This window comes from Luteimonas sp. A537 (genome assembly GCF_054052065.1).
Genome location: NZ_JBSVRH010000005.1, coordinates 37,673 through 51,750, shown reverse-complemented (window position 1 = coordinate 51,750; position 14,078 = coordinate 37,673). Strand labels below are relative to the sequence as shown.

Sequence of the window (14,078 nt, the reverse complement as noted above, 5' to 3'; positions counted from 1 at the left end):
CCGCGCGCACCTCGCGGAACTCGCGCCCTCGCCCCGACCGGCAACATGTAAAAAATACTTGACACGACCCCATCGCAATGTAAAAACTTGTTTACATCAAGCCGAGGGAGAATTGTCGTGACGATCGGGCGCTGGGGTTGGATCGGACTGCTGGCCGTGGCGGGCACCGGCCTGTGGTTGCTGCTGGGCAGCGGACGTGTGTTCGGTCACGACATCGGCGGTCTGGGCATGACCCTGCTGATCGGCTGTACGTGGGTGGCGCTGTACGCGGTGTCCTCGATGCCGCGCGGCGAGTTCGAGCAAGGCGCCTCACCCGGCGAGTGGAAGGCCTGGATCGGCTTCGCCTTCATGCTGGCGGCCACCCTCTACTTCGTCCTGCACGCCGAGGCGTTCAGCGGTGATGACCGCGCGGCGGCGCGGCGCGTGGCGACCAATCTCGTGCTGCTGCTGGTGGCGTGGACCGTGCTGTCGCGGCTCATGGCCTCGCGCTGGAAGGACCGCGTGCAGCAGGACGAGCGCGACCGCGAGATCGAAACACGCGGCGCCGCCTGGGGTCGCGGCGCGCTCGTGGTCGGGGTGATCTTCCTCGCGGTAACGCTGGGCCTGTCGCCGGAGCACAAGCTGCAGTGGGCCACGCACTTCGCGATCGGCAACATCCTGGTTTTCGTGCTGATGATCGGCTGGCTGGTCGAGGCTGCGGCGATCGCGCTCACCTACTGGCGGGACCGCCGCTGATGCCGCTGCCGTCATTGGCGAGGTGCTGACGCGATGACCGGCACTCCGCTGGAAAACGACATCCGGCGCCTGCGCCTGGAGCGCGCCGGAATGACCCAGCAGCAGCTGGCCGATGTCTGCCATGTGACCCGGCAGACCATCATCGCGCTGGAGGCGGGGCGCTATGCACCGTCGCTGGAACTGGCGTTCCGGCTGGCGCGCGCGTTCGACGTGGGCGTGGAGGATGTGTTCCGCTGGAAGACGCCCTGAGCCTCGGCCTCACTGCGCTGCAGGGGCCTGTTCATCCCGCAGCGCCGTCAGGATGCGCAACCCCGCGCGCCCATCGGCGGGCGTGAAGCCCAGTCGCGCCTGCTCTGCGGCAATCGCCCGCCGCGTCAGCGTGCCGACCATGCCGTCCGCCTCGCCGATCGCGTGCCCGCGCGCCAGCAGCAGTTCCTGCAGCTCCCGCCGCTCCGCGCGCCCGATGCCGGGGTCGTCCGTGGGCCAGGCAGTGGCAAAGGCAGCGCCTCCGCGCAGTCGATCGGCCAGGTGCGCAATGGCAAGGGCATAGCTCTCCGCCGCGTTGTAGGAATAGATCGCGTCGAAGTTCTTGAACACCAGGAACGCCGGGCCCTTGGCGCCGGCAGGCAGGATCACCGCGGCACGCGCGTCCGCGGCCACTCCACCGACGGCGCTTCCATCCACGCGCCTGACGCCCTGCTTCACCCATTCCGACAGCGGCTTGCGATTTGTCCGACCTGCCTGCGCGGCGTTGAATCCTTGCGGCAGCTGCACCTCGTAACCCCAGGGCTCGCCCGTGCGCCAGCCGGATCGTTTCAGGTAATTGGCGGTGGATCCCAACGCATCCGGGATGCTGCCCACCAGGTCGCGGCGGCCGTCACCGTCGAAATCCACCGCGATGCGCTGGTAGGTGCTGGGCATGAACTGCGTGTGCCCGAAGGCACCTGCCCAGGATCCGGTGATGCCTGGATCGACCAGGTCCCCGCCCGCCAGCAGCTGCAGCGTGGCGACCAGCTCGCCCTGGAAGAACGGCTGCCGCCGCCCGAAGCAGGACAGCGTGGACAGCGAGACCAGCAGCGGCCGCTTGCCGAAACTCCGGCCGTAGTCGCTCTCCACGCCCCACACCGCCACCACCGTGGCCGGGTCCACGCCGTACTCCGCCTGCGCGCGCGCAAGCGTCGCGGCGTGCGCGGCGAGCATGGCGCGGCCGTCGTCAATGCGCTGCTGGTCGACCAGCGCGGCCAGATAGTCCCAGATCGGCGTGCTGAACTCGGGCTGCTGGTTGAGCAGCGGCAGCACGCTCATGTCCGGCACCAGGTCGGCGGTCAGGCGGTCGAAGCTGCCGGCCGCGACGCCCTTGCCCGCAGCGGCGCCGCGCAGTTTGACCATGCAGCCCTTGAACGTGGCGAGCTCGGCAGCCGTTGGCCCGGGCTGGGCGGGCGGAGCCGGCAAGGTCTGCGCGGGTAGCTGGGGCGCTGCCTGTGTCGTTTGCAGCGGTCCCTGCGGCTGCGCCATTGCAACGGCGGCCGGCAGGGCGAGGACAAGGACCAGCGTGGCAAGCGGGGGAATCAGGCGCATCCGGAAACTCCGTGTTCGACTCGCCGGATTGTAGGCACGCGCCGCTTCGGCATGCGCCACGCGCGATGAACAGGCGACTTCACGGCCGGCAGACCGCCGCTGCGCTGTCATCGGCGGGGCCGCACGACAAGGACACACGATGGACGTACTGCAGAACACCGAACTCTGGATCCTCGCGCGGGTGGCCGCGGCGATGGCGCTTGGTGGCGTGCTCGGCATCGAGCGCGAGCTCGGCCGCCACGCCGCCGGCCTGCGCACGCACATGATGATCGCCGGCGCCGCGGCGCTGATCGTCGGCCTGGGCGACGTCGTGGCCGAACACTTCACCCAGGAGCAGTATCGCGACCTGCTGCGCATCGACCCCGGTCGCCTGATCGAATCGGTGGTGGCCGCGGTCGGCTTCGTCGGCGCCGGTGCCATCCTCCGCGCCCGCGGCGACCAGCAGGTGAGTGGGCTGACCACCGCCAGCTCGCTGCTGATGGCGGCCGCGATCGGCATCGCCGCCGGGCTCGGCAGCTACCTGCTCGCGCTGGGTGCTTCGCTGCTGTGCGTGGTGGTACTGGCCGTGTTCCGGCGGCTCGAGTCACGGCTTGGCACCGATGAACCGAAGCCCGAAAAGTCATGACCGCATACCTGCGCCGGAATATCCGCCAACCGCACGTCCGGCCATCCCACGCCCGTCACAGCACGCCCGTCCGCAACACCCCCGCCGCGCATGCGGCATGATCCCGCCATGACCATGAGGAACCGCCCATGTCCCGCTTCCACTCCGCTCGCCATCTTGCCGTGCTGCTGGCCGCGCCGCTGGCCTTCGCTGTCGTCGCCTGCTCGCCCGCACGCGAGCCCACGCCAGTGAACGGTGCACCCCCGAAAATCGTCGATGGCGGACTTGGCGGCAGCTGCGACGCCAAGGCGGCTGAGCAGTTCGTCGGCCAGCTGCTGGACGAAGCCGTGGGCGAACGCGCAAAGGCCGCCGCCGGCGCGCGCGGCGTCCGCGTCATCCGCCCGGGCATGGCGGTGACCATGGACTACCGCGCCGGGCGCCTGAACATCGAGATCGACGACGACCGCCGCATCATCAAGGTCAGCTGCGGCTAGGCCCATGGCACGCCGCAACCGGGGGAAGCGCGCACCGCGCAGCTGGATCTGGCTGGTCGCGGCACTGTTGCTGGTCGGCATGTGGCAGGTGCTGGAACGCCAGGACGGTCCGGCGCTCGCCTTCCTGCCTGCCGAAGCCCAGGCGACCCTGGCCCTGATCGACCGCGGCGGGCCGTATCCGCATCGCCAGGACGGCGGCGTGTTCCAGAACCGGGAACGCCTGCTGCCGCAGCGACCGCGCGGCCATTACCGCGAATTCACCGTCGATACCCCGGGCTCGCGCGACCGCGGCGCGCGCCGCATCGTCACCGGCGGCGACCCGCCCGCGGAGTGGTACTACACCGAGGATCACTACCGGAGCTTCCGCGCCTTCGAACGCGGGGACCGGCCATGAACGGCTTGGAGCTTGGCGCGATGCTGGCCGATGCCAGCCAGGCGGCGGCCTACTTCGTCGATATCCACGATCGCGCCGCGCTGGTGGAATCAGCCACCTCGCTGGACTTCGCGGTGCGCGCCGTGGACCTGGAGTTCGCCGACGACAAGGCCGCGCTGCTCGACGGACTCGCCGCGGCGCTCGACTTCCCGTCGACCTTCGGCGGCAACTGGGACGCGCTGGCAGACAGCCTGGGGGACCTGTCCTGGCTGCCGGCACCGGGCTACCTGCTGCTGCTGGATCATTGCGGCGGCCTGCGAGAGGGCGCCGGCGATGACTTCGTCACCCTGCTGGACATCCTCGACGAAGCCGCACGCCACCACGCCCGCGCGGGCGTGCCGTTCTGGGCGCTGCTGCCGGTGTCGGCGCCGTGACCGGCGTGCATACGCCGTACACACGGTCTTAGCGAAAAAAGGACACCGCGCATACGTCCACACGCGGACACTGGGCCGCGAGCCCCTGACCGTGGACAACTGCGATGAAGCGACTCCTCCCGATCACCGGCGCCGCACTGGCGCTGTCACTCGCGGCCTGCAGCGACCCGAGCCAGGCCTACACCCCCGTGGATGAGCTGCCTTCGGCGCAGACCCCGGCTGCGGAGCGCACGGAACCCGGCGCGCTGCCGGCCGACGATGCCATGCCTGCCCCGGCACCCGTCGTCGACCCGGCACTTCCGCCCCCGGTGGATCCCAGCCTGCCGCCGGTGGATCCCGCCACGCCGCCGATGAACCCCACCGTGCCGCCGATCGACGAGACCCAGCAGCCGCCACCGCCGGTCGATTCGCCGATGGCCAACGAGCCACCGACGGACTGAGCCGCGGTCTTCAGTCGTCGCCGCCCTTGCGGAAGTCGATCGGCTGGCTTGGGCGGTCGCTGCTGATCGTGGCGCCGCTGTCGCGAACGCAGTCGCGCGAGACCGGCTCGCCGGGGCGATCGCTGCTGCTGGCGCACAGTGGGTTGGCGTCTACCGCCGCGTTGGTGTCGTAGTACTCGGGCGTGGCGGCGCAGGCGCCGAGCAGCAGCGCCGCGGCACCGGCGGCAAAGGCGAAGCACATCGCGCGCATGGGACTCTCCTCGGGCGTATCGGCAGTCCAGCCTGCACGAGGATCCCCGCGGTCCGCAAGACGCTCGCGCCTGCAACCCGCCGCCGTGCCGGGCCCGCGACGCTCCGTCGATCAGGCCCGCGGGTCGCCGATGAAGCGGAGGAACTCCGAGCGCGTGCGCGCGTCGTCGCGGAAGCCGCCCAGCATCTTCGAGGTCACCATGCTCACGCCGCGCTTGTGCACGCCGCGGGTGGTCATGCACTCGTGGCTGGCCTCGACCACCACGCCCACGCCGCGCGGCTTCAGCACGTCCTGGATGACCGCGGCGATCTGCGCGGTCATCTTCTCCTGCACCTGGAAGCGGCGCGCATAGGCGTCGACCACGCGCGCGAGCTTGCTGATGCCCACCACCTTGCCGTCGGGCAGGTAGCCGACGTGGGCGCGACCGATGATCGGCGCCATGTGGTGCTCGCAGTGGCTCTCGAACTCGATATCGCGCAGCACGATCATCTCGTCGTAGCCGGCGACTTCTTCGAAGGTGCGCTCGAGGTACTCGCGTGGATCGTCGGCATAGCCGCTGAACCAGTCGCCGTAGGCCTTGGCCACGCGCTTGGGGGTGTCCAGCAGGCCTTCGCGCGCCGGGTCGTCGCCGGCCCAGCGCAGCAGGGTGCGGACAGCGGCCTCGGCCTCGTCGCGGCCCACGCCGTTGCGCTGATCGTCCGGATTGGCCATCGCCCTGCTTCCTGTCGCCTGAAAACCGCCATGGTACCGCGCCGCGGCGGCGGGCCAGGACGCAGGCCCCGGACCAATGGCCCTGACCCGGCACCCGCATTCATGGGAAAGTCGGGCCACGATCCTGCCTCGGCACCCCAACCCTCCCTCCCTCCGGAGAGCCCCAGATGCGAACCGCTTCCGCCCGCTCGCCCCTCGCCATCGCCCTCGCGCTGGTCCTTCCCCTCGGCCTGGCCGCCTGCAACGACCCCGGCACCGCCGCGGCCGCCGGCAACCAGGCGACGACGGCCGCCACGAACGCGACGGTGGCCGATCCCGGAGCCGAGACGGCGCGCCTCAATGCCTGGTTCGAGGAGAAGTACGAGGAGCAGCTGCAGTTCAGCCCGGTCCAGCTGACCTTCCTCGGCCGCAAGGAGCTCTACGACCGGATCGACGATGTCTCCGAGGCCGGGATCCGCAGGCAGCTGGACTGGATGGAGGCCTCGGTGAAGGACATGGAGGCGCAGTTCGACTACGACCGCCTGGAGCCCGAGGCGCAGCTGTCCTGGAACCTGTGGAAGAAGCAGTACGAAAGCGCGCGCGACGGCATGCCGTTCCTGCTCGACGGCTACTCGTTCGACCAGATGAACGGCATGCACAGCATGGCGCCGACCTTCATGATCAATTTCCACAAGGTCGACGACGAGTCGGATTTCCAGGCCTATGTGGCGCGCCTGCGCGCGCTGCCGGCGACCTTCGACATCCTGCTTGAACGCACGCGCGCGTCGGCGGCGCAGGGCATCCGCCCGCCCAGGTTCGCCTGGGAAGGCGTGGCCGACCAGTCGCGCAAGATCATCGCCGGGGCGCCCTTCGACGACGGCCCCGACAGCGCGTTCTGGGCCGATGCCCAGGCCAAGGCCGACGCGCTGGCGGAGTCCGGCAAGGTCACCGCCGAGCGGGCCGCCGAACTGAAGGAAGAGGCGCGCAAGGCCCTGGTGGACGACGTGAAGCCGGCCTATGAACGCATCCTCGCGCTCGCCGCCGAAGAGTTGCCGAAGGCCGCCGAGAACCCCACCGGCGTCGGCCAGACGCACCCCAACGGCGCCGCCTACTACGCCTACCAGCTGCGCGAGAATACCTCCACCGACATGACCGCCGACCAGATCCACGCGCTCGGCCTGTCCGAGGTCGCGCGCCTGCGCGGCGAGCTGGAGGCGGTGCAGGCGCAGATCGGCTTCGAGGGCGACCTGCAGGACTTCTTCAAGCACGTGCAGTCCGACCCGGCGCGCCTGTATCCGGACACCGACGCCGGCCGCCAGGCCTACATCGACGACGCCACGAAGGCGATCGACAACATCAAGCAGCACCTGCCGCAGTACTTCGGGCTGCTGCCCAAGGCCGACCTGGTGGTGAAGCGCGTGGAAGCCTTCCGCGAACAGGACGGCGCCGCCCAGCACTACAACCCGGCGTCACCGGACGGCAAGCGCCCGGGCGTGTACTACGCGCACCTCTCCGACATGAACGCGATGCCGAAGACCGAGCTTGAGGTGATCGCGTACCACGAGGGCCTGCCGGGGCATCACATGCAGATCTCGATCGCGCAGGAGCTGACCGGCGTGCCGACCTTCCGCACGCAGGTCTTCGACACCGCCTACAACGAGGGCTGGGGCCTGTACTCGGAGTGGCTGGCCAAGGAGATGCCCGACACCTACCAGGACCCGTACTCGGAGTACGGCCGCCTGATGTCGGAGATGTGGCGCGCGATCCGCCTGGTGGTCGACACCGGCATGCACGCCAAAGGCTGGACCGAGGAGCAGGCGGTCGCCTACTTCCGCGAGAACAGCTCGGTGCCCGACGCCGCGATCCGCTCCGAGATCCAGCGCTACCTCGTGTTCCCGGGCCAGGCCACCGCCTACAAGATCGGCATGATCCGCATGCAGGAGCTGAGGAAGAAGGCCGAAGCCGAACTCGGCGACGCCTTCGACATCCGCGGCTTCCACGACACCATCCTCGGCGGCGGCGCCATGCCGCTGGACCTGCTGGAGCAGCGCGTGGACCGCTGGATCGCCTTGAAGAAGGCCGGCTGAGCGGCCTCCCGGAAGTGCTGCAGCCCTATGGGGCTGCAGCATCTTTTTTGGACACTACAGCCCTTGCGTGGGCTGCAGCTTTTGTAGGAGCGGCTATAGCCGCCCCTACAGTTTCCCGCGATACCTAGTGCACGCCGTGGCACACCGACGTCGGTCCGAAGGATTCGCCGAACGACTGGCCGTGCCCATGGTGCTGCCAGTAGAAGGTCGGCGCCGGCACCGCCTGGTTGCCGATCTCCGCCATGTCGGCCGCGACATCGAACAGCCGCCCGTCCACCATCACATAGCGCGTGTCCGCGGTATGGCGGATGTTGTCCAGCGGATTTCCGTCCAGCACCACCAGGTCGGCGCGCTTGCCGACCTCCAGTGAGCCCAGCTGCGAGGCCATGCCGAGGTAGTCCGCGCCGTCGATGGTCGCCGCACGCAGCGCCTCGAAGTTGCTGAAGCCGCCCTGGGTCAGCATCCAGGTCTCCCAGTGCGTGGCCATGCCCTGCAGCTGGCCATGCCCGCCCACCTGCACCTTGACCCCGGCGTCGCGCAGCGTCTTCAGCGACTTCGCCACCTCGATGTGGTGGTAGTCCCAGTCCGGCGCGGTCTCGCGGCGGATCGAACGCGCGTCCAGCGTCTCGCGCGGGAAGAAGCGGTTGAGCTTGGCGTCCTCCCAGACGTTGTCGCGCGCGTACCACCAGTACTCGCCCGACAAGCCGCCGTAGCTCACCACCAGCGTCGGCGTGTTGCGCACGTCGGTTTCCTTCCACAGGTTCACCACGTCCGCGTACAGCGGCGCGATCGGCAGGTTGTGCTCGATGCCGGTGACGCCGTCCAGGATCATGGTCATGTTGTGGTGGAAGGTCGAGCCGCCTTCCTCGACCACCAGCATGCCGAGCTCGCGCGCGGCCTGGTCGACCTGCTGGCGCTGCGCGCGCCGCGGCTGGTTGTAGCTCTTCACCGAGAACGCACCGTTCGCCTGCATCCGGCGCAAGTGGCTGCGGGCGTCGTCGAGCGAGTCGATCTCGGCCTTGAAGCCGCCATCGGCGCCGTACAGGATCGTGCCGGTGGAGAACATGCGCGGGCCGACCATGCGCCCGGCCTGCAGCAGCTCCGACTGCGAGAACACGAACTCGGTGGTCGCCGACGGGTCGTGCAGCGTGGTGATGCCGAAGGCGAGGTTGGCGTAGTACGCCCAGTTCTGCTGCGGCACCACGCCCTGGCCGAAGTTCGAGGCATGCGCGTGCACGTCGATGATGCCGGGGATGACGGTCTTGCCGGCCACGTCGACCACGCGCGCGCCCGACGGCACCTGCACCGTGCCCGCGCTACCGATCGCGGTGATGGTGTTGCCGTCGACCACGATCGTGCCACCCTCGATCACCTCCTCGGCGTTCTCCGCGTCGCGCATGGTGACGATGCGCGCATTGGTGAAGGCCACCACGTCGCGCGGCGCGTATACGGGCGCGTCCAGGCCCACGGCGATGCCGCCGCCGGGCGTCGGCTTCGCGATCTCCGCCGGCGCGCCGGGCAGGAAGTCGAAGGTCTGGTCCAGGCGGCGCGAGTGGTAGCGGTCGCCGACCATCCAGTGCAGCGACTTCGAGTCCGCCGCCCAGTGCAGGTAGCTGCCGATGTCCGCGCTCACCGGGCGCACCGGCAGCGCCTTGGTCTTGCGGTCGAGGGTGATGGTGCGGCCGGCCTCGGGCATCGGCGCCACGTAGGCGTTGAAGAGTTCGGTAAAAGCGACCCACTTGCCGTCGGGGCTGATCTGAACCGAGTCGACGTACTTCAGGTCGAACAGCGCGCGCGGGTCCTCACCGTGCAGGCCCACCGACATCAGCTTCTTCTCCATGCCGTTGCCGGCCAGGTAGAGCACGCGCGCGCCGTCGTGGCTGAACTGCGGCGACTGCCCGCTTTCGGCCACGCGCACCGGTTTGCCGCCGCCCACCGGCACCACGTGGATGCCGCGCTCGCCCGCCCACAGGCTGCCGGTCAGGCCGCCGCCGCTGCTGCGGCTGTAGACCACGTGCTTCCCGTCCGGCGAGAAGCGCGGGTGGTAGTAGAAGCCCGGCTCCGCGGTGAGCTTGCGGCCCTCGGCGGTGCCGCCGGCGCCGCGCACATGGATCGCGCCCAGGCCGTCGTCCGACCAGGTGGTGTAAAGCAGCTGGCGGCCGTCGGCGCTGAAGCTGGGCTGGTATTCGTAGACGTCGCGGTTGGCGGTCAGGCGCGACGGCGTGCCGCCCGGAAGCGGTTTGCGCCACAGCTGGCCCAGCGCGTGGAAGACCAGGGTGCCGCCGTCGGCCGAAGTCGCCACGTCGCGGATCATGCGCGGGTTGAAGCGGCCCTCGGGCAGCGTCGTCTCGAAGCGCAGCGGCTGCGACACCACCTGCTCCACCTGGGCGGTGAACGGGATCTTCGACGCGGCACCGCTGGCCATCTCGACGCGCCACAGCCCGCCCTGCGCCCAGGCCACCACCGACTTCGAGTCCGGCGTCCAGCCGAAGCCGCTGTACGGCCCGAAGATCGCCCACGCTTCCTGCTGGTCGTGGCTCAGCCCGTCCCACACCGGACGCACTTCGCCGCTGGCGATGTCCATCCGGTGCAGCACGCTGGCGTCGCGCACGCGCTTCACGAAGGCCAGGGTCTTGCCGTCGGGCGACACCTGCGGCCGGACCGCGCCGCCGGGCGTCGCGACCACGGTCTCGGTCTTGCCGGTCTGGCGGTCGAAGCGCTTGATCGCGTAGATCACCCCGTGCGGGTCGCGGTTGTAGTCAAAAGCGCCGCCGGAGCTCACGTCCTGCGAGAAGTAGACGTAGCGGCCGTCGGGCGAGACCGTCGGCTCGCCGATGTCCTGCTGCTCGTTGGCCTTCTCCACCAGCTGGATGCCGCCGCTGGTGCCGGCGGCGTGGTAAAGCCACAGCTCGCCGGCGCCCAGCGAGCGCGTCGAGGTGAAGTGCTTGCGGGCCACGATGTACTGGCCGTCCGGCGTCCACGTGGGGTTGTTGAGCAGGCGGAAGTCCTCCTCGGTGACCTGGCGCGGATCGCTGCCGTCGGCGGCGATGGTCCAGATGTTGTTGCCACCGCTGCGGTCGGAGGTGAAGGCGATGCGGCGGCCGTCCGGCGACCAGCGCGGCTGCACGTCCCAGGCGCGACCGGTGGTGACGCGGGTGGCGGCCCCGCCGGTGATCGGCATGCGGTAGAGATCGCCGAGCAGCGCGAACACCAGCTGGCGGCCGTCGGGCGAGACGTCGACGTCCATCCAGGTGCCTTCGCTGGTCTCGAAGCGGACGGTCTTCGGCGTGCCCTGGGTGGACTCGACGTTCCATTTGGCCGCTTCTTCGTCACCGTTGGCGTCCTTGCGCAGGCCGCGGGCGCTGTCCAGCGGCGCCTCGGCCTGGTTGGCGCCGGCGGCGTCAAGCGACTCTTGCTCGAGTTCGACGTTGTCGCTGCGGTCGCTGTCCTGCGTGTCGGTGCGGTCGTCCTGCTGCTGCGTGCGCTCCGGGGCCGGCGGCGCCGGCGGCGGGTTCTGGGCCAGCGCGGGGAAGGTGGCGAGTACGCCGGCAAGGGCGAGGGCAAGGGCGTTGCGTGTCATGCAGCGATATCCGTCTGGGCCAAACCACCCACGATAATCGCCGCGCCCGCGCAGGGCATCGCTCGAAAGTCCCGGTCCGGCCCGGCTTTCCTTTGGCGATCAGTGCCCCCCGGACGCTGCGGGATCCGCCGCGCTCCGGCCGAGTCAAGCCCGGCGTTCTCCGCATTGAGCTTGAATTCGGCGCCGCGGCACGCATATCCGCAGCCTGCCTGCCGTTTTGCAAAGGACACGCTCCATGACCACGACCACCGAGACCCGCAAGTTCGAAGCCGAAGTCGCCCAGGTGCTGCACCTGGTCACGCATTCGCTCTACTCGCACAAGGAAATCTTCCTGCGCGAGCTGATCTCCAACGCATCGGATGCCTGCGACAAGCTGCGCTTCGAGTCGATCGCCAACCCGGAGCTCCTGGCCGGCGAGCCCGAGCTGCGCATCGACGTCAGCTGGGACAAGGACGCGCGCACGATCACCCTGCGCGACACCGGCATCGGCATGGACCGCGACGAGGTGGTGGCCAACATCGGCAGCATCGCCAGCTCCGGCACCCGCCGCTTCCTCGAGGCCATGGGCAGCGAGCAGAAGGCCGACGCGCGCCTGATCGGGCAGTTCGGCGTGGGCTTCTACTCCGCCTTCGTGGTCGCCGACCGCGTGACCGTGTTCACCCGCCGCGCCGGCGCCGCGCCCGAAACCGGTGTGAAGTGGGAAAGCGACGGCCGCGGCGAGTACACGCTGGAAGACGTGACACTGCCCGGGCGCGGAACCACCGTGGTGCTGCACTTGAAGGCGGACGAAGACGAATTCCTCGACGCCTGGCAGCTGCGTTCGCTGGTGCACAAGTACTCCGACCACGTCGCGTTCCCGATCCGGATGCCGAAGGACGCGGCGGCGGGCGCGGATAGCGACGACGGCGCAAGCGGCACCGGCGATGATGCCGTGGCGGACGCCGACAAGCTCGACGAAGGCAAGGACGATTCGGCGAAGCCGGCGGCCACATGGGAAACCGTCAACGACGCCTCCGCCCTGTGGACCCGCCCCAAGGCCGAGATCAGCGACGAGGAGTACCAGAACTTCTACAAGTCGCTCGGCCACGACTTCAACGATGCCGCGGCCTGGTTGCACAACCGCGTCGAGGGCAGCCAGAGCTTCACCACGCTGCTGTATCTGCCGGCGCAGCCGCCGTTCGACCTGATGATGGGCGGCCGCGACGAGCGCAAGGGCCTGAAGCTCTACATCAAGCGCGTCTTCATCATGGACGCCGCCGAAGAGCTGCTGCCGAACTACCTGCGCTTCGTGCGCGGCGTGGTGGATGCCGACGACCTTCCGCTCAACGTCAGCCGCGAGATCCTGCAGCACAACCGCCAGCTCGAGCGCATCAAGGGCGCCTGTGTGAAGCGCGTGCTCGACCTGATCGAGCGCCTCTCGCGGGACGAGCCGGAGAAGTTCGCCGCCTTCCTCAAGGCCTTCGGCAACACGCTGAAGGAAGGCATCGTCGAGGACGCCACCAACCGCGAGCGCATCGCCAAGCTGCTGCGCTTCGCCTCCACCAAGGGCGAGGGCGCCGCGCGGACCGTTGCGCTCGATGACTACATCGCCCGCATGTCGCCGGGCCAGGACGCCATCTGGTACGTCACCGCCGACGGCTACAAGGCCGCCACCGGCAGCCCGCAGCTGGAAGCCTTCCGCGCGAAGGACATCGAAGTGCTGCTGATGTCCGACCGCATCGACGAATGGATGCTGGGCCAGCTGCGCGAGTACGCCGGCAAGCCGCTGAAGCACGTGGCCAAGGGCGAGCTGCCGCTGGACGAAGCGGAGAAGCAGAAGCTTGAAGACGCCACCGGTGCCGCCGCGCCGCTGCTTGAGCGGATCAAGGGCCTGCTTGGCGAACGCGTCGAAGACGTGCGCGTGTCGGCACGCCTGACCGACTCACCCTCGTGCCTTGCCCTGTCGGAATGGGAGATGGCACCGCACCTCGCGCACCTCCTGCGCGAAGCCGGCCAGGACGTGCCCGAGCAGAAGCCCACGCTCGAGATCAACCCGCAGCACGCGCTGGTGCGCAAGCTGCAGGGCGAAACCGACGACGCCCGCGCCACCGACCTGGCCACCCTGCTGCTTGAGCAGGCCGAGCTTGCCGCCGGCGCCCCGCTGCCCGACCCCGCCGCCTTCGTGCAGCGCATGAACCGCCTGCTCGTCGACTGAGCGGAACAGCGCGCCGCAGACCGGGCCCCGGCACGCGCCGGGGCCTTCTGCCGTCCGGACGGCGCCTTCATACGCTCTTACCCCTGCCGCCTGCACAATCGACCATTCTTTTCCGCGGAGTGTTGAAATGGGCCTGTTTTCCAAGATTTCCGAACGCATCTTCGGCCGCAAGAGCGCGCCGGAATCCACCCCCGCTCCGGCCGCCGGCAACAAGCCGGCACCGGTCATCTTCAGCGGCAGCACGCAGGACCCGAAGGTCTCGCCGCCTGCACCCACCCCCGCCGCGGCCCCGCCGGCCGCCGCACCGGTCGACGTGGAGGCGGTGCTCTCCGGCATGGCCGAGAGCAAGGGCGGCAAGAGCGATTGGCGCCATTCCATCGTCGACCTGCTGAAGCTGCTCGACCTGGATTCCAACCTGGATGCGCGCAAGGAGCTGGCCGCCGAACTCGACGTCAACGCCGGCGCACACGGCAGCGCCGAGCAGAACCTGGCCCTGCACAAGGCGGTGATGCGCAAGCTGGCCGAGAACGGCGGCAAGGTTCCGGATTCGCTGAAGGACTGAGCCACCTGGCGCGCCGCGGCGGACACGTCGCGGCGCGCCCGCCCGGCATCGATGACG

The 14,078-nt window shown here is 69.6% G+C and carries 13 protein-coding genes and 1 pseudogene; 10 read left to right on the top strand and 4 right to left on the bottom strand.

What is annotated here, in order from left to right; genetic code table 11:
- Positions 1–117 precede the first annotated feature (117 nt).
- Both ACW7GZ_RS13430 and ACW7GZ_RS13425 read left to right on the top strand, forming a co-directional pair.
- Entirely contained in the window at positions 118–735 is a 618-nt protein-coding gene (locus ACW7GZ_RS13430; RefSeq protein ID WP_457004846.1) for a hypothetical protein, read from the top strand.
- Positions 736–768: 33 nt separating this feature from the next.
- Positions 769–984, top strand: coding sequence for a helix-turn-helix transcriptional regulator (locus tag ACW7GZ_RS13425; protein WP_457009685.1), 216 nt, complete (start codon positions 769–771; stop codon positions 982–984).
- Positions 985–993: 9 nt separating this feature from the next.
- On the opposite strand, the gene ACW7GZ_RS13420 is transcribed toward ACW7GZ_RS13425, so the two are convergent.
- Positions 994–2,250, bottom strand: a complete 1,257-nt coding sequence (locus tag ACW7GZ_RS13420; protein ID WP_457009830.1) for a lytic murein transglycosylase — start codon at positions 2,248–2,250, stop codon at positions 994–996.
- Positions 2,251–2,452: 202 nt separating this feature from the next.
- Between ACW7GZ_RS13420 and ACW7GZ_RS13415 the strand changes: the two genes are divergently transcribed.
- From ACW7GZ_RS13415 to ACW7GZ_RS13395, 5 genes and pseudogenes are all read left to right on the top strand, one after another.
- Complete coding sequence (locus tag ACW7GZ_RS13415) at positions 2,453–2,938, top strand: MgtC/SapB family protein (protein WP_457009683.1); 486 nt, start codon at positions 2,453–2,455, stop codon at positions 2,936–2,938.
- A 128-nt stretch (positions 2,939–3,066) separates the two neighbouring features.
- The gene (locus ACW7GZ_RS13410) at positions 3,067–3,411 is read left to right on the top strand and encodes an I78 family peptidase inhibitor (RefSeq protein ID WP_457004844.1); all 345 of its coding nucleotides are present in this window, start codon (positions 3,067–3,069) and stop codon (positions 3,409–3,411) included.
- Positions 3,412–3,529: 118 nt separating this feature from the next.
- A pseudogene (locus tag ACW7GZ_RS13405) lies at positions 3,530–3,805 on the top strand (ribonuclease domain-containing protein); the annotation flags it as partial.
- Positions 3,802–4,218, top strand: a complete 417-nt coding sequence (locus ACW7GZ_RS13400) for a barstar family protein (protein WP_457009681.1) — start codon at positions 3,802–3,804, stop codon at positions 4,216–4,218. The pseudogene ACW7GZ_RS13405 and the gene ACW7GZ_RS13400, both read left to right, overlap by 4 nt.
- A gap of 104 nt (positions 4,219–4,322) precedes the next feature.
- A complete protein-coding gene (locus ACW7GZ_RS13395; RefSeq protein WP_457004841.1) occupies positions 4,323–4,658 on the top strand; it encodes a hypothetical protein in 336 nt (111 codons plus the stop codon).
- Between the two features lie 10 nt (positions 4,659–4,668).
- Here ACW7GZ_RS13395 and ACW7GZ_RS13390 read toward each other — a convergent pair whose 3' ends face one another.
- Positions 4,669–4,908 (bottom strand): hypothetical protein, encoded by a 240-nt coding sequence (locus ACW7GZ_RS13390; protein ID WP_457004839.1) that lies wholly within the window; start codon positions 4,906–4,908, stop codon positions 4,669–4,671.
- Between the two features lie 111 nt (positions 4,909–5,019).
- Entirely contained in the window at positions 5,020–5,619 is a 600-nt protein-coding gene (folE, locus tag ACW7GZ_RS13385; protein WP_457004838.1) for a GTP cyclohydrolase I FolE, read from the bottom strand.
- Between the two features lie 167 nt (positions 5,620–5,786).
- Here folE and ACW7GZ_RS13380 point away from each other — a divergent pair, with 167 nt between their 5' ends.
- The gene (locus tag ACW7GZ_RS13380) at positions 5,787–7,685 is read left to right on the top strand and encodes a DUF885 domain-containing protein (RefSeq protein WP_457004837.1); all 1,899 of its coding nucleotides are present in this window, start codon (positions 5,787–5,789) and stop codon (positions 7,683–7,685) included.
- A gap of 124 nt (positions 7,686–7,809) precedes the next feature.
- Here the strand turns inward: ACW7GZ_RS13380 and ACW7GZ_RS13375 are convergent, their stop codons facing one another.
- Complete coding sequence (locus ACW7GZ_RS13375) at positions 7,810–11,265, bottom strand: amidohydrolase family protein (protein WP_457009679.1); 3,456 nt, start codon at positions 11,263–11,265, stop codon at positions 7,810–7,812.
- Positions 11,266–11,500: 235 nt separating this feature from the next.
- Here ACW7GZ_RS13375 and htpG point away from each other — a divergent pair, with 235 nt between their 5' ends.
- Positions 11,501–13,459: a molecular chaperone HtpG gene (gene htpG, locus ACW7GZ_RS13370; protein WP_457009677.1), complete on the top strand. Its 1,959-nt coding sequence runs from the start codon at positions 11,501–11,503 to the stop codon at positions 13,457–13,459.
- Positions 13,460–13,586: 127 nt separating this feature from the next.
- Positions 13,587–14,021, top strand: coding sequence for a DUF3597 domain-containing protein (locus tag ACW7GZ_RS13365; RefSeq protein ID WP_457004832.1), 435 nt, complete (start codon positions 13,587–13,589; stop codon positions 14,019–14,021).
- Positions 14,022–14,078: the final 57 nt, after the last annotated feature.